This is a genomic window from Streptomyces sp. NPDC085931 (genome assembly GCF_044540565.1).
Lineage (GTDB): Bacteria > Actinomycetota > Actinomycetes > Streptomycetales > Streptomycetaceae > Streptomyces.
This window is the reverse complement of the sequence record NZ_JBITSK010000010.1, coordinates 11,217-25,583: the sequence shown is the minus strand read 5'-3', so window position 1 is coordinate 25,583 and position 14,367 is coordinate 11,217. Positions and strand designations below refer to the sequence as shown.

Here is a 14,367-nt window from a genome sequence, read left to right as displayed (position 1 = left end):
GGCGCCGGCCGGGCGGGGCAGCGGCCGGGGACCGTCAGCCCAGCGACAGGACGACCAGCGCGACCGTCGCCGCCGTCTCCGCGAGCCCGCCGAACACGTCCCCCGTCACCCCGCCGAACCGCCGCACGCAGTGCCGCAGCAGCGCCTCGGCGGCCGCCAGGGCGAGCCACACCGCCAGCACGCCCCGCACCACGTCGTACGGCCCGAGGGCGGCCCCGGCGGCCGCCGCCACCGCCGTGACCGCGGCCGCGGCGCCGAGCGCCGCCCGCACCGGCACCACACCCGCGACGGCCGCCCCGAGCCCCTCCGGGCGCGCCGCCGGCACCCCGGTCCGGGCCGCCAGCGTCAGGGCCAGCCGGGCGGCGGCCCCGGCGACGACGGCGGCGCACGCGCCCCGGGCCCAGGAGGCCTCGTAGGCCTGGGCGAGCGCGGCGGCCTGCGCCAGCAGGACCAGGACGAGGGCGATGACACCGAACGGGCCGATGTCCGACTGCTTCATGATCCGCAACGCGTCCCCGGCGGGCTTCCCGCTGCCCAGCCCGTCGGCGGTGTCCGCGAGACCGTCCAGGTGGAGCCCCCGGGTGAGCGCGGCCGGCACCGCGACCCCGGCCACGGCGGCGAGCGGCGCGCCCGCGCCGAGGAGCAGCAGCACCAGCCCCGTGGCGGCGGCAGCGGCGCCGACCGCCAGACCGGCCAGGGGCGCGCACAGCATGCCGCCGCGCGCCGCCTCCCGGTCCCACCGCGTCACCCGGACCGGGAACACCGTGAGCGTGCCGAAGGCGAAGCGGACACCGTCGAGGGGCGAGGTCGTGGACACCGGCGCAGGCTACCGGCCGGTCAGGAGAGCGGAGACAGGGGCCGAGGATAAAGTTCCCATATGGGATGGCTGGAGCGGAACATCATCGAACCCGGCAAGCTTCCGCTGCTCCTCGCCCTCGTCGCCTTCGTGCTGACCTTCCTGATCACCCGGGTCATCACCCGCCTCATCCGGGCGGGCAAGGGCCCCTTCCGCAACATCAGCGGCAGCGGCGGCGTCCACGTCCACCACGTCGTCCCCGGCGTCATCCTCATGCTCATCGGCGGTTTCGGCGCGGTCGCGGGCGGCCGGCACGGCTTCGGCTCCTGCCTGGCCGCGGTGCTCTTCGGCATCGGCGCGGGCCTCGTCCTCGACGAGTTCGCCCTGATCCTGCACCTGGCGGACGTCTACTGGACCCCGGACGGCCGCAAGAGCGTGGAGATGGTCGTCCTCACCGCCTCGCTCGTCGGACTGCTGCTGATCGGTTTCTCGCCGCTGGGCGTCGACGACCTGTCCGAGGACCAGCAGCAGAACCGCGCCGCCGTCCTCGTCAACGTCCTGGTGAACTTCGCCTTCGCCCTCATCGCCCTGTTCAAGGGCAAGCTCCGCCTCGCCGTGGTGGGCCTGGTCGTCCCGCTGGTGGCCCTGATCGCGGCCGTACGGCTGGCCCGCCCGACCTCCGTGTGGGCCAGGCGGTTCTACCGCAACCGCCCCCGGGCCCGGGCCAGGTCCGGGCTGCGGGCCTACCACCACGACCGGCGCTGGGTGGGTCCCCGGCGGACCTTTCAGGACTGGCTCGGCGGCGCGCCCGACCCGCAGCCGGCCCGGTCCCTGGAACGCCGCTGACGCGACTCGCCCACGGCGCACAGCACGAGGCGGGTGGGCACCGAAATCCCGGGACGGCGGGCAGGCCCGCCGTCCCGGCCCCGATCCGGCACCGGCCTGGGGTCCCGCCGCACGGAGCGGCCCCGAGACCCCGGCGCACCCCGCTGTCCCGGCCCCGACCCTGCCCCGGCGGGTCCTTGACCCCGCCCCGGACCGGGGGTTTCGCCGCGCGGGGCGACACCGAACCCCCCCCGGGTCACGCCCGCTGTTCCGGCCCGGGCCCGGGGGGCCCGCCGCGCGGGGCGGCAGCGAAACCCCCCAGGTCACGCCCGCTGTTCCGGTCCCGGCCCCCGGGGGTCTGCCGTGTGGGGTGGCACCGGCCCGGGGGGCCCGCCGTGCGGTGCGGCACAGCCCGGGGTCCCGCCGCGCGGGACGGCAGCGAAACCTCCGGGTCACGCCCGCTGTCCCGGTCCCGGCCCAGGGGCCTGCCGTGCGGGGTGGCACCGGCCCCGGGTCCCGCCGCGCGGGGCGCCAGCGAACCCCCCGGGGCTCGCCCGCTCCCCCGGCCCCCTTAGTTCTCCGCCCCGGCGGGTTCCCCGGCCCCGGCCGGCTCCCCGGCCACCGCCGGAGCTTCCTCCCGCTCCCGGGGCCTCTCCGGCAGCTCCGCTGCCAGGGACGCGGCTGCCTGGATCAGGGGGAGGGCCAGCAGGCCGCCCGTGCCCTCGCCGACCGTCACCCCGTGGGTGAGGAGCGGCTCCAGGGCCATCCGGTCCAGCGCCTTCGCCTGCCCGGGCTCCCCGCTGTCGTGCGCGGCCAGCCACCAGTCCGGCGCCCGGAACGCGATCCGCTGCCCGACCAGCGCGCACGCGGCCGTCACGACCCCGTCGAGCACCACCGGCAGCTTCCGCACCGCGCACTGCAGCAGGAACCCCGTCATCGCCGCGAGGTCGGCCCCGCCCACGGTCGCCAGCAGCTGCAACTGGTCCCCGAGCACCGGCCGGGCCCGGCGCAGCGCGTCCCGGATCGCCGCGCACTTGCGCATCCACGCCAGGTCGTCGATGGCCAGCCCGCCGCGCCCGGTCACGACCGACGCGTCGACCCCGCACAGCGCCGCGACCAGCACGCCCGCCGCCGTCGTCCCGCCGACGCTGACATCGCCCAGGACGACGAGGTCCGTCCCCGAGTCGGCCTCCTCGTCGGCCACCGCGACCCCGGCCCGGAACGCCGCCTCGGCCTCCTCCGCCGTCAGCGCGTCCTCGACGTCGATCCGCCCGCTGCCGCGCCGCACCCGGTGCCGTACGACGTCCCCGGGCAGGGTCGCGGGGTCGCAGTCCAGGGCCATGTCGACGATCCGCACCGGCACGCCCAGCCGGCGGGCCAGCACCGACACCGGCCGGCCGCCCTCCAGCACCTCGCGCACCGACTCCGCCGCGCTGCCCGCCGGCCGGGCCGAGACGCCCAGCTCCGCGACGCCGTGGTCACCGGCGAAGAGCACCACCCGCGGCTGTTCGACCGGCCGCACCGGCACGGCCGACTGCGCCGCCGCCAGCCACTCACCCAGGTCGTCGAGGCGGCCCAGCGATCCGGGCGGCACGATCTGTCGCTCCCGGCGCGCCTCGGCGTCACGGCGGATCCCGCCGTCCGGACGCTCGATCAGATCGGAGAAGTCGTCGAGATTAAGCGAGCTCATTCGCCGAACAGTACCGGCCCCGATCGAACGGCACGGCGCCACATCACCACACCGCCGGGACGACGTCGTTGCACCCGGCACCCGCATCCCCTACGTTCCGTTTTGCAGCGGATTGTCATGTTGTGGCGGTCGTCCACCGGCCTCACCGCACGACCCCGCCCACGCCCTCGCGCCCGGGAGCCGCCCATGACCGCACATCCCGCCCCCTCCGCCGCTTCCTCCGCCGTCCCCGCCCCGCAAGCGACCGCACGGGTGCACGAACCGCGCCGCGAGGACTGCCCCTGGTGCGGCTCCGCCCGGCTGCGCAACCGGCTGCGCACCGGTGACCTGCGGCAGTACAAGCCGGGCGGTTTCACCGTCGACGCGTGCCGGGACTGCGGCCACACCTTCCAGAACCCCCGCCTGACCGCCGAGGGCCTCGCCCTGTACCACCGGACCGTGCGCGGGGCGCCCAGGGACCCGGCCAGCGACGGACTGCTCGCCCTGCGCGCCGGCCGCGCCCGGCACCGCTCGGCCGCCCGCGCGATGCGGCGCTTCGGCGAACCGGAGAGCTGGCTGGACGTGGGCACGGGCCACGCGCGCTTCCCCGCCACCGCCCGCGAGTTCTTCCCCTACACCGCGTTCGACGGCCTGGACCCCACGCCCCGCGTGGTGCGCGCCCGCTCGGCCGACCGCGTCGAGGAGGCCCACGTCGGCCGTCTGACCGACCCCCGGATCGCGGGACCGCTGCGCGGCCGCTACGACGTGGTCAGCATGCTCCACCACCTGGAGGGCACGCCGGATCCGCGGGCGGAACTCCGGGCGGCCCTGGGCGTCCTGCGCCCGGGCGGCCACCTCCTGGTCGAGACCCTCGACCCCCGCAGCGTCTTCGCCGCGCTCCTGGGCCGCTGGTGGCTCGCCTACGACCAGCCGCGCCACCTGCACCTGATGCCCCCGCAGAACCTGCGGGCCGAACTGGAGGCCGCCGGCTGCACGATCGTCACCGTGGACCACCGCCCCACCCACGTCCCCCACGACCTCTCCGGCGCCCTGGCCCTGAGTCTCTCCCACGCCCTGCCGGCCCCCGACACGCCCTGGCGGGCGATCCCGCCGCCCCCGCTGCACCGCCACGCCCGCGAGGCCCTGCTCCGCGCGGGCATGCCGCTGGTGGCCCTGGCGGCGCTGGCCGACCACCTCGCCGCCCCGGTGGCCCGCCGCACCCGCTTCGCGAACGCCTACCGGCTGATCGCCCGCAAGCCCGCCTGACCGGGTGTCCGGGTGTCCGGGCCGGTCAGCCCTTGAGCGCCACGGCCTGCCCGGCCACCACCAGCAGCACGTGCTCGCACTCGTCGGCGAACCCCGCGTTCAGCCGCCCGAGTTCGTCCCGGTACCGCCGGCCCGACGCCGTCGCCGGGACGATCCCCGACCCCACCTCGTTGGACACGGCGACCACCGTCCGGCGCGTGGCCCGTACCGCCTGCGCCAGCTCCCGCACCCGCTCCCGCAGCACCTTCTCGCCCCGCTCGGCCCACACCGCGTCGTCCCACGCCCCGGCCGCGTCCATCGCGTCCGTCAGCCACAGCGACAGGCAGTCGATGAGCAGCGGCGGGCCGTCCGCCTCCAGCAGCGGCACCAGATCGCAGGTCTCGGCCGTCCGCCACGACCCGGGCCGCCGCTCCCGGTGCGCGGACACCCGCGCCGACCACTCGGTGTCCCCGTTGCGCGACCCGCCCGTCGCCACGTACAGCACGTCCGGGAAGGCCTCCAGGCGCCGCTCGGCCTCCACCGACTTCCCCGACCGCGCCCCGCCCAGCACCAGCGTCCGGCGCGGCACGTCCGGCACGTCCTCGTACGCCCCGACCGCCAGCGCCGCCCCGTCCGGCACCGCCCGCGCCCCGGCCGCCGCGAGCCGCCGCCCGAGCTCCGGGATGGGCGGCACGTCGTGGTCCAGGTGCACGGCGACCACGTCGGTCGTCGGACCCACCGCCCCCACCGCCCGCAGCCGCGCCAGCGCGTCCGGCCGCCCCACGACGTCCAGGAGCACCATGTCGTACGGCTCGGCCGGCTCCTCCAGGCCCGCCGGCGCCCCGCCCGGCGGCAGGTACAGCAGCCGCTGCCCCTCCGGCCCGGTCACCGCGTACCCGGTGCCCGGCGCGTCCAGCGCCACCGCCCGCACCCGGTGCCCGGTCAGCAGCGTCAACTCCCGTCCGTCCGGCACCCGTCCCGGCTGCGGCAGCCCCGCGGGCACCTCCACCGCGGGGCCGTCGTGCGGATGCGACAGCAGCACCTGCCGCACACCGGTCAGCGAACGGCCCGCGCGCGCCGCGGCGAACGCCGCCCCGGGCGTCAGGTCCAGCAGCAGCACCCCGTCCAGGAGCAGCGCGGTGGCCGCCCGCGCGTTCGGCCCCAGGGCGGACGCGCAGACCGCGCAGGGACAGTCGGGGCGGGGGAGTCCCGCAGGAGCGCCGGTGCCGAGCAGAGTCAGTTCCACGCCCCGATTCTCACCCCTGCACCTGCGACACGCGTGACGGAGACGCCCCTCCAGGGGCGCGGGGAACTGCGCGAACACCACCCACGACCCGCACCCGCCCCACATCCCGCACTCCCGCGGGGCCTGTGACGCCCCACCGGCGGAGCGCATAGGCTCGGACCGGGAGCCGGACCTGGATCCGGCTTTCGCTGTGCAGTGTGCTCACACACATGGGAGGCGTACATGGCGGCATGGACGTGGCGGTTCGAGAAGACCGACGGGACGGAGGTCGAGCCCGCGGTGCCGCCGGAGGAGTTCCCCACCCAGGGGGACGCCGAGTCCTGGATCGGGGAGCACTGGAAGGCACTGCAGGAGGGCGGCGCCGACCAGGTGCGGCTGTTCGAGGACACCACGGAGATCTACGGGCCGATGAGCCTGCACGCGGCCGAGGCGTGAGCCCCGGGGCGGGGGCCCCACGGCCCTCGCCCACCCCCGCCGCCGTCCGGCGTCAGCCCCGTACGCCGCACAGGTGCAGCAGCGCCGCCACCCCGCGGTAGGGGTCCGTCCGCCCGGCCTTCTCCTCCACCGCGAGGAGCGTCTCCAGGTCGGCCGGGGCCTCGGCGCCGTCCGCCGCCGTGTCGGTGAACACCCGCACCCCGTACCAGGTGTGCAGCGGCGCCCCGATCCCCGCGAGGGTCGCCGTGAGGTCCTTCAGCAGGTCGGCCCGTACGTCGAGCCCGAGCCGGTTGCGGTAGGCCGTCGTGTCGAACGCGGCCAGCGCGCCGGCCCAGTCGCCGGACAGGCCCGGCCGCATCGCGAGCGCGTCCCCGTTGCGCACGAGGAGCGACAGCAGCCCGCCCGGCGCGAGCATCCGGGCCAGGCCCGCCAGCAGCGGGTCCGGCTCCTCGACGTACATGAGCACGCCGTGGCAGAGCACCACGTCGAAGCTGCCGGGCAGGAAGTGCACGCCGGTGTCCCGGCCGTCCCCCTCGATGATCCGCATCCGCTCCCGGATGCCCTCCGGTTCCCCGGCGAGGGACTCCCGGGCCGCGGCGATCATCGTCGCGTCCTGCTCCAGACCGGTCACCTCGTGCCCGGCCCGGGCCAGCCGCAGCGCCTGAGTGCCCTGGCCCATCCCGACGTCGAGCACCCGCAGCCGCCGGCCGACCGGAAAACGCCCGACGATCTGCTCGTCCAGCTGGCGGGCCACCAGCTCCTGGCGGACGACATCGCGCAGCCCGCCCAGCTTGTCCAGCCAGGCCTGGGCCGCACCCCCGGAGAACGGCGTCGTGGTCAGGGCCGCTCTCCGCGCTTGACCTGCGGCTTCGGCAGCCGGAGCCGACGCATCTGGAGGGAGCGCATCAGGGCGTAGGCGATGGCGCCGCGCTTGTTCTCGCCGGCGAAGCGCTCGTTCAGCTGCTTCTTCAGACGGAAGGCCGTCACGAACGAGTCGAGCACGATCAGCACGATCACCACGAGCCACAGCAGCAGCGCGATGTTCTGCAGCGCCGCCACCCGCACCATGCTCAGCACGAGGATGACCACGGCCATCGGCAGGAAGAACTCCGCGATGTTGAACCGCGAGTCGACGAAGTCACGCGCGAACCGGCGCACCGGACCCTTGTCACGCGCCGGCAGATACCGCTCGTCGCCGCTGGCCAGCGCCTGACGCTGCCGCTCCAGCGCGGCACGGCGCTCCTCGCGCTGGCGCTTGGCGGCCTCCTTGCGCGTCATCGAGGTGTTGGCGACGCTGCGGCGCTGGGACTGGGCCTCACTGCGCTTGGGCGTGGGCCTGCCCTTCGGGGCCTGCGGGTCGCGGGGCTGCTTGGAGAAGTTCACCGGCGCCTTGTCGGCGGCCTGGGTCTTCTCTTCCTTCGCACGGCTACGGAACACAAAACCCAAGGGTAAGCGCTTGACGGGCATGGACCCCAGCCCGGTGGGGAACGATCCGGCAACACCAGTCGTCAGTAAGGGGACAGAGGGGACGTTGTGTGCGCACCCGGTCGTCTCCGGGACGTACGCCCCGGAGACCCCGGGGGCCACCTACTCCTTACGCCGGAGCGGGAGCGTACGCAGTCGTCCTTGGGGATGAGCGCATCCGTCCCCGAACAGTGCGGTAATGGATGCAGGGCCCGTACTGTGGGTTCTGTCGCTGGAGCTGGAACCGGAGTCGGTCAGAAGGGGGCGCGCGAAGCCCATGAGCGGTGTCATGAAGCGTATGGGGATGATCTTCCGCGCGAAGGCGAACAAGGCCCTTGACCGGGCCGAGGACCCGCGCGAGACCCTCGATTACTCGTACCAGAAGCAGCTGGAGCTGCTCCAGAAGGTGCGCCGCGGTGTCGCCGACGTGGCGACCAGCCGCAAGCGCCTGGAACTGCAGCTGAACCAGCTGCAGTCGCAGTCCGCGAAGCTGGAGGACCAGGGCCGCAAGGCGCTCGCGCTGGGCCGTGAGGATCTGGCCCGCGAGGCACTCTCCCGCCGGGCCGCCCTCCAGCAGCAGGTGACCGACCTGGAGACCCAGCACGCCACGCTCCAGGGCGAGGAGGAGAAGCTCACCCTGGCGGCCCAGCGGCTCCAGGCCAAGGTCGACGCCTTCCGCACGAAGAAGGAGACGATCAAGGCGACGTACACGGCGGCCCAGGCGCAGACCCGCATCGGCGAGGCCTTCTCCGGCATCTCCGAGGAGATGGGCGACGTCGGGCTGGCGATCCAGCGCGCCGAGGACAAGACGGCCCAGCTCCAGGCCCGCGCCGGCGCGATCGACGAACTGCTCGCCTCCGGCGCCCTGGACGACCCGTCCGGCATGCACAAGGACGACATCCAGGCCGAGCTGGACCGGCTCTCCGGTGGTACGGATGTAGAGCTGGAACTGCAGCGCATGAAGGCCGAGCTGGCTGGAGGCCCGAGCGCCGGGCAGCAGGCCATCGAGGGCGGCACGAGCGGGCAGCAGTCGCAGCAGCAGCCGCAGGACACCCCGCGCTTCGACAAGCAGTAGGGGCCCACGCCGAGGAGGGCGACATGATCGTACGGATCATGGGGGAGGGCCAGGTCATCCTGGCCGACGGCCATCTCGCCGAGCTCGACAAGCTGGACGACGAGCTCCTGGCCGAAATGGAGAACGGCGACGGCCCCGGCTTCCGCCGCACCCTCCACGCCCTGCTGACCAAGGTCCGCGACCTGGGCGAGCCCCTGCCCGACGACTCCCTGGAGCCCTCGGACCTGATCCTGCCCGCTCCGGACGCGACGCTGGAGGAGGTCAGGGAGCTGCTCGGCGACGACGGCCTGATCCCCGGATGACCCCGCCCCGCGCCGCACCGCCGGGCCGCGGCCCCGTTCGCCCCCGGCCGCGGGCACCGCACCCCGGCCCCGTGTCCCCGCACCCCGGCCCCGGCTACCGTGAACACCCGTGAGCACCCTCGCGCGGGCCCGCTGCCGGGCCAAGGCGCACCCCCTGGCCGTGGACGCCGTCCTCGCCGCAGCCGTCCTGGTCTGCATGGTCGCCGGCTCGTTCGTCGAACCCCGCCACCGCGACAGCGTCAGCTGGGCGCTGCGCACCCCCGACTCCCTGAGCCTCGTCCTCATCGCCCTCGGCGCCGTCGCGCTGGTCTTCCGCCGCCGGGCCCCCATGACCGTCCTCGCGCTCACCGGCGCCGTCTCCGTCGCCGAGTCCGTCACCGGTGACCCCCGCGCCCCCGTCGCCATGTCCGCGGTCATCGCCCTGTACACCGTCGCCTCCACCACCGACCGCCCCACCACCTGGCGCGTCGGACTGGTCACCATGACCGTGCTCACCGGCACCGCGATGGCCGCCGGCAGCCTGCCCTGGTACGCCCAGGAGAACCTCGCGATCTTCGCCTGGACCGGGATCGGCGCCACCGCCGGCGACGCCGTGCGCAGCCGCCGCGCCTTCGTCCAGGCCATCCGCGAACGCGCCGAACGCGCCGAACGCACCCGCGAGGAGGAGGCCCGCCGCCGGGTGGCCGAGGAGCGCCTGCGCATCGCCCGGGACCTGCACGACGTCGTCGCCCACCACATCGCCCTGGTCAACGTCCAGGCCGGGGTCGCCGCCCACGTCATGGACAAGCGACCCGACCAGGCCAAGGAGGCCCTCGCCCACGTGCGGGAGGCCAGCCGCTCCGCGCTCAACGAACTGCGCGCCACCGTCGGACTGCTCCGCCAGTCCGGCGATCCCGAGGCCCCCACCGAACCCGCGCCGGGCCTGGACCGCCTCGACGAACTCACCGGCACCTTCCGCAACGCCGGCCTGCACGTCGAGGTCGCCCGCGCCGACCAGGGCACCACCCTGCCGGCCGCCGTCGACCTGGCCGCCTACCGGATCATCCAGGAGGCCCTCACCAACGTGCAGAAGCACGCCGGGCCGCAGGCCAAGGCCGAGGTCAGCGTCGTGCGCGTGGGGCCGAACATCGAGATCACCGTCCTCGACGACGGCGGCGGCGAGGACCGGGCCCCGCACGGCGGCGGCGGGCACGGGCTGCTCGGCATGCGCGAGCGGGTCACCGCCCTGCGCGGCACCCTCACCACCGGTCCCCGCTACGGCGGGGGCTTCCGCATCCATGCGATCCTGCCCGTCAAGGGCCGCACATCCACCGGGGAGGACCCCGCATGACCATCCGTGTCCTGCTCGCCGACGACCAGGCACTGCTGCGCAGCGCCTTCCGGGTGCTGGTCGACTCCGAGCCCGACATGGAGGTGGTCGGCGAGGCCTCCGACGGAGCGGAGGCGGTACGGCTGACGAAGGAGCAGCGCGCCGACGTCGTCCTCATGGACATCCGCATGCCCGGCACCGACGGACTCGCCGCGACCCGCATGATCAGCGCCGACCCCGCCCTCGCCGGTGTCCGCGTGGTCATCCTGACGACGTTCGAGGTGGACGACTACGTCGTGCAGTCGCTGCGCGCGGGCGCCTCCGGCTTCCTCGGCAAGGGCTCCGAGCCGGAGGAGCTGCTCAACGCCATCCGCATCGCGGCCGGCGGCCAGGCCCTGCTGTCCCCGGCGGCCACCACGGGCCTGATCTCCCGCTTCCTCGCCCAGGGCGACCCGGCCGACGACCATCGCGACCCGGCCCGCGGCGAGCGGCTCGACTCGCTCACCGTGCGGGAGCGCGAAGTGCTCGTGCTGGTCGCCGGCGGCCACTCCAACGACGAGATCGCCGAGCGGCTGGAGGTCAGCCCGCTCACGGTGAAGACGCACGTCAACCGCGCCATGGCCAAACTGGGCGCCCGGGACCGGGCCCAGCTGGTGGTCATCGCCTACGAGTCCGGCCTGGTCCGTCCAAGGGTGGAGTGAACGCGGCCCGGCCGTACTGCGGCGGGAGTACGCGCCGCACAAGGAACGGGACCTGGGGCCTACGAAACGGGCCCCGGCCATGGCCCAGGGTGTAGGGGCGGGCGCTCGTCCGCGCGCCCGCTGCCGCTTCTGCCGTTGAACAGAAGAGAGACCCTGACCCATGTCCTGGCTGTCGAGATTCAGCCTCGCGCAACGCGCCCTGATAGGCCTGATGTCGATCATCGCGCTCGTCTTCGGGGCGATCGCGATACCCCAGCTCAAGCAGCAGCTGCTGCCCACCATCGAACTGCCCATGGTGTCCGTGCTGGCGCCGTACCAGGGCGCGTCGCCGGACGTGGTCGAGAAGCAGGTCGTCGAACCCATCGAGGACAGCCTCGAAGCCGTCGACGGCATCAGCGGCGTCACCTCCACCGCCAGCGAGGGCAACGCCGTGATCATGGCGTCCTTCGACTACGGCAACAACACCGAGCAGCTGGTCGCCGACGTCCAGCAGGCCGTCAACCGGGCCCGCGCGCAGCTCCCGGACGACGTCGACCCGCAGGTCGTCGCCGGCTCCACCGACGACATCCCGACCGTGGTCCTCGCCGTCACCTCCGGCCGCGACCAGCAGGCCCTGGCCGACCAGCTCGACAGGACCGTCGTGCCGGACCTGAAGAGCATCGACGGGGTCGGCCAGGTCACCGTCGACGGCGTGCGGGACGTCCAGGTCACCGTCACGCCCGACGACGCGAAGCTGGCGAAGGCCGGCCTGACCGCGCAGTCCCTCGGCCAGGCCCTGCAGGCGGGCGGCGCGACCGTCCCGGCCGGCTCCTTCGACGAGGGCGGCGCCAACCGCACCGTCCAGGTCGGCGGCGGCTTCACCTCGATCGAGCAGATCCGGAACCTGCAGATCAAGGGCGAGCCCGGCAAGGGCAAGCCGGTGCGCCTCGGCGACGTCGCCACGGTGAAGCAGCAGGAGGCCCCGGCCGACTCCATCACCCGCACCGACGGCAAGCCCTCCCTCGCCGTCGCCGTGACGATGGACCGCGACGGCAGCGCGGTCGCCATCTCCGACGCCGTCCAGGACAAGCTCCCCGACCTGCGCGCGGACCTCGGCTCCGGCGCCACCCTCACGGTCGTCAGCGACCAGGGCCCGGCCGTCTCCAAGTCCATCAAGGGCCTGACCACCGAGGGCGCGCTGGGGCTGCTCTTCGCGGTCCTGGTGATCCTGGTCTTCCTCGCCTCCGTCCGCTCCACCCTGGTGACGGCGGTGTCCATCCCGCTGTCCGTGGTCCTCGCCCTGATCGTGCTGTGGACGCGGGACCTGTCGCTGAACGTCCTCACCCTGGGCGCCCTGACCATCGCCATCGGCCGGGTCGTCGACGACTCGATCGTGGTCCTGGAGAACATCAAGCGCCACCTCGGCTACGGCGAGGAGCGCCACTCGGCCATCCTCAACGCGGTGCGCGAGGTCGCCGGCGCGGTGACCTCCTCCACGCTCACCACGGTCGCCGTGTTCCTGCCGATCGGCCTGGTCGGCGGCATGGTGGGCGAGCTGTTCGGCTCCTTCAGCCTCACCGTCACCGCCGCGCTGCTGGCCTCGCTGCTGGTCTCCCTGACGGTCGTGCCGGTCCTGTCGTACTGGTTCCTGCGGCCCCCCAAGGGCACCCCCGAGGACGCGGACGAGGCACGCCGGCTGGCCGAGGAGAAGGAGGCCAGGAGCCGCCTGCAGCGCATCTACGTCCCGGTCCTGCGCTTCGCCACCCGCCGCCGCCTCACCAGCGTGGCCCTCGCGGTCGTCGTCCTGGTCGGCACGTTCGGCATGGCGCCGCTGCTGAAGACGAACTTCTTCGACCAGGGCGAGCAGGAGGTCCTCACCGTCAAGCAGGAGCTGAAGCCCGGCACCAGCCTGGCCGCGACCGACGCCCAGGCGAAGAAGGTCGAGAAGCTGCTCGCCGGCACCGAGGGCGTGAAGGACTACCAGGTCACGATCGGCTCCTCCGGCTTCATGGCGGCCTTCGGCGGCGGCACCGACTCCAACCAGGCCTCGTACCAGGTGATGCTCGACGACTCGGCGTCCTACGAGGACGTCCAGGACCGCATCGAGAAGGGCCTGGCCGGGCTGAAGGGCATCGGCACCACCACCATCGCCGCCGGGGACGGCTTCGGCGCCCAGGACCTGAGCGTCGTGGTGAAGGCCGCCGACGCCGACGTGCTGCGCACGGCGTCCGAGGAGGTCCGCAAGGCGGTCGCCTCCCTCGACGACGTCACGGACGTCACCAGCGACCTGGCCACCAGCGTCCCGCGCATCTCGGTCAAGGCCGGCGACAAGGCGGCGGCGGCCGGGTTCGACGACCAGACCCTCGGCGCCGCCGTCGCCCAGGCCGTTCGCGGCACCACCGCCGCCAAGGCCGTCCTGGACGACACCGAGCGCGATGTCGTGATCCGCTCGGCGAAGCCCGCGCGGACCCTGCAGCAGCTGAGGGACCTGCGCCTGGGCGGCACGGTGAAGCTCGGCGACATCGCGACCGTGAAGCTGGTCGACGGACCGGTCTCCATGACCCGCATCGACGGCCAGCGCGCGGCCACCATCACCGCAAAGCCCACCGGCGACAACACCGGTGCGGTCAGCAGCGAGCTCCAGTCGAAGATCAACGCGCTGAAGCTCCCGGACGGCGCCACGGCGTCGATCGGCGGTGTCTCCGAGGACCAGGACGAGGCGTTCGCCAACCTGGGCCTGGCGATGCTGGCGGCCATCGCGATCGTCTTCCTGCTGCTGGTCGGCACCTTCCGGTCGCTGGTGCAGCCGCTGATCCTGCTGGTCTCCATCCCGTTCGCCGCCACCGGCGCGATCGGCCTGCTGGTGGCGACCGGCACCCCGATGGGCGTCCCGGCGATGATCGGCATGCTGATGCTGATCGGCATCGTCGTCACGAACGCGATCGTGCTGATCGACCTGATCAACCAGTACCGCAGGCAGGGCCACGGCATCGTCGAGGCCGTGGTCGAGGGCGGCCGGCACCGGCTGCGGCCCATCCTCATGACCGCCCTGGCGACCATCTTCGCCCTGCTCCCGATGGCGCTCGGCATCACCGGCGAGGGCGGCTTCATCGCCCAGCCGCTGGCCGTGGTGGTGATCGGCGGCCTGGTCACCTCGACGCTGCTCACCCTGCTGCTGGTGCCGACGCTGTACGCGATGGTCGAACTCCGCAAGGAGCGCCGCGCGAAGAAGCGCGCGGCCAAGCGGGAGAAGAAGGCGGGGGACCGGTCCGGCGCCACGAAGGCCACGGACGAGCCGGAGCCCGCCTCCGTCCGGTAGCG

Annotated in this window: 13 protein-coding genes; 8 read left to right on the top strand and 5 right to left on the bottom strand. The window is 74.3% G+C overall.

Features of this window, described 5'->3' with window-relative positions:
• Window positions 1-34: 34 nt before the first annotated feature.
• The gene (locus tag ACIGAN_RS21900) at window positions 35-817 is read right to left on the bottom strand and encodes an adenosylcobinamide-GDP ribazoletransferase (protein ID WP_399859722.1); all 783 of its coding nucleotides are present in this window, start codon (window positions 815-817) and stop codon (window positions 35-37) included.
• Window positions 818-877: 60 nt separating this feature from the next.
• Here ACIGAN_RS21900 and ACIGAN_RS21895 point away from each other — a divergent pair, with 60 nt between their 5' ends.
• Window positions 878-1,642, top strand: coding sequence for a hypothetical protein (locus ACIGAN_RS21895; RefSeq protein WP_399859719.1), 765 nt, complete (start codon window positions 878-880; stop codon window positions 1,640-1,642).
• A gap of 550 nt (window positions 1,643-2,192) precedes the next feature.
• On the opposite strand, the gene cobT is transcribed toward ACIGAN_RS21895, so the two are convergent.
• Window positions 2,193-3,311: a nicotinate-nucleotide--dimethylbenzimidazole phosphoribosyltransferase gene (gene cobT / locus ACIGAN_RS21890; RefSeq protein ID WP_399859716.1), complete on the bottom strand. Its 1,119-nt coding sequence runs from the start codon at window positions 3,309-3,311 to the stop codon at window positions 2,193-2,195.
• 186 nt (window positions 3,312-3,497) lie between these two features.
• Between cobT and ACIGAN_RS21885 the strand changes: the two genes are divergently transcribed.
• On the top strand, window positions 3,498-4,556 hold the full coding sequence (locus ACIGAN_RS21885) for a class I SAM-dependent methyltransferase (protein ID WP_365737918.1): 1,059 nt from the start codon (window positions 3,498-3,500) through the stop codon (window positions 4,554-4,556).
• A 25-nt stretch (window positions 4,557-4,581) separates the two neighbouring features.
• Here ACIGAN_RS21885 and ACIGAN_RS21880 read toward each other — a convergent pair whose 3' ends face one another.
• Complete coding sequence (locus ACIGAN_RS21880; RefSeq protein WP_399859713.1) at window positions 4,582-5,781, bottom strand: bifunctional adenosylcobinamide kinase/adenosylcobinamide-phosphate guanylyltransferase; 1,200 nt, start codon at window positions 5,779-5,781, stop codon at window positions 4,582-4,584.
• A gap of 222 nt (window positions 5,782-6,003) precedes the next feature.
• Here ACIGAN_RS21880 and ACIGAN_RS21875 point away from each other — a divergent pair, with 222 nt between their 5' ends.
• Window positions 6,004-6,216: a hypothetical protein gene (locus ACIGAN_RS21875; RefSeq protein ID WP_365086585.1), complete on the top strand. Its 213-nt coding sequence runs from the start codon at window positions 6,004-6,006 to the stop codon at window positions 6,214-6,216.
• Window positions 6,217-6,268: 52 nt separating this feature from the next.
• Here the strand turns inward: ACIGAN_RS21875 and ACIGAN_RS21870 are convergent, their stop codons facing one another.
• Window positions 6,269-6,970: a class I SAM-dependent methyltransferase gene (locus ACIGAN_RS21870; protein ID WP_365086582.1), complete on the bottom strand. Its 702-nt coding sequence runs from the start codon at window positions 6,968-6,970 to the stop codon at window positions 6,269-6,271.
• 83 nt (window positions 6,971-7,053) lie between these two features.
• On the bottom strand, window positions 7,054-7,653 hold the full coding sequence (locus ACIGAN_RS21865; protein WP_365086579.1) for a DUF3043 domain-containing protein: 600 nt from the start codon (window positions 7,651-7,653) through the stop codon (window positions 7,054-7,056).
• Between the two features lie 316 nt (window positions 7,654-7,969).
• On the opposite strand from ACIGAN_RS21865, the gene ACIGAN_RS21860 reads away from it, so the two are divergent.
• The 5 genes from ACIGAN_RS21860 (at window position 7,970) to ACIGAN_RS21840 (ending at window position 14,365) form a co-directional block, all read left to right on the top strand.
• Window positions 7,970-8,755, top strand: coding sequence for a PspA/IM30 family protein (locus ACIGAN_RS21860; RefSeq protein WP_365086576.1), 786 nt, complete (start codon window positions 7,970-7,972; stop codon window positions 8,753-8,755).
• A 23-nt stretch (window positions 8,756-8,778) separates the two neighbouring features.
• Window positions 8,779-9,057: a PspA-associated protein PspAA gene (locus ACIGAN_RS21855; RefSeq protein ID WP_365086573.1), complete on the top strand. Its 279-nt coding sequence runs from the start codon at window positions 8,779-8,781 to the stop codon at window positions 9,055-9,057.
• Between the two features lie 109 nt (window positions 9,058-9,166).
• Complete coding sequence (locus ACIGAN_RS21850; protein WP_365737925.1) at window positions 9,167-10,387, top strand: sensor histidine kinase; 1,221 nt, start codon at window positions 9,167-9,169, stop codon at window positions 10,385-10,387.
• A complete protein-coding gene (locus tag ACIGAN_RS21845) occupies window positions 10,384-11,067 on the top strand; it encodes a response regulator transcription factor (protein WP_365086567.1) in 684 nt (227 codons plus the stop codon). The genes ACIGAN_RS21850 and ACIGAN_RS21845 overlap by 4 nt, the downstream gene beginning before the upstream one ends.
• Before the next feature lie 160 nt (window positions 11,068-11,227).
• A complete protein-coding gene (locus tag ACIGAN_RS21840; protein ID WP_399859707.1) occupies window positions 11,228-14,365 on the top strand; it encodes an efflux RND transporter permease subunit in 3,138 nt (1,045 codons plus the stop codon).
• Window positions 14,366-14,367 lie beyond the last annotated feature (2 nt).

What these genes read in the sequence shown, in the direction of transcription:
- ACIGAN_RS21860 (WP_365086576.1), top strand. Translation starts at nt 7,970, where the DNA reads ATGAAGCGTATGGGGATGATCTTCCGCGCGAAGGCGAACAAGGCCCTT.
- cobT (WP_399859716.1), bottom strand. Translation starts at nt 3,311, where the DNA reads ATGAGCTCGCTTAATCTCGACGACTTCTCCGATCTGATCGAGCGTCCG.
- ACIGAN_RS21855 (WP_365086573.1), top strand. Translation starts at nt 8,779, where the DNA reads ATGATCGTACGGATCATGGGGGAGGGCCAGGTCATCCTGGCCGACGGC.
- ACIGAN_RS21895 (WP_399859719.1), top strand. Translation starts at nt 878, where the DNA reads ATGGGATGGCTGGAGCGGAACATCATCGAACCCGGCAAGCTTCCGCTG.
- ACIGAN_RS21875 (WP_365086585.1), top strand. Translation starts at nt 6,004, where the DNA reads ATGGCGGCATGGACGTGGCGGTTCGAGAAGACCGACGGGACGGAGGTC.
- ACIGAN_RS21885 (WP_365737918.1), top strand. Translation starts at nt 3,498, where the DNA reads ATGACCGCACATCCCGCCCCCTCCGCCGCTTCCTCCGCCGTCCCCGCC.
- ACIGAN_RS21840 (WP_399859707.1), top strand. Translation starts at nt 11,228, where the DNA reads ATGTCCTGGCTGTCGAGATTCAGCCTCGCGCAACGCGCCCTGATAGGC.
- ACIGAN_RS21845 (WP_365086567.1), top strand. Translation starts at nt 10,384, where the DNA reads ATGACCATCCGTGTCCTGCTCGCCGACGACCAGGCACTGCTGCGCAGC.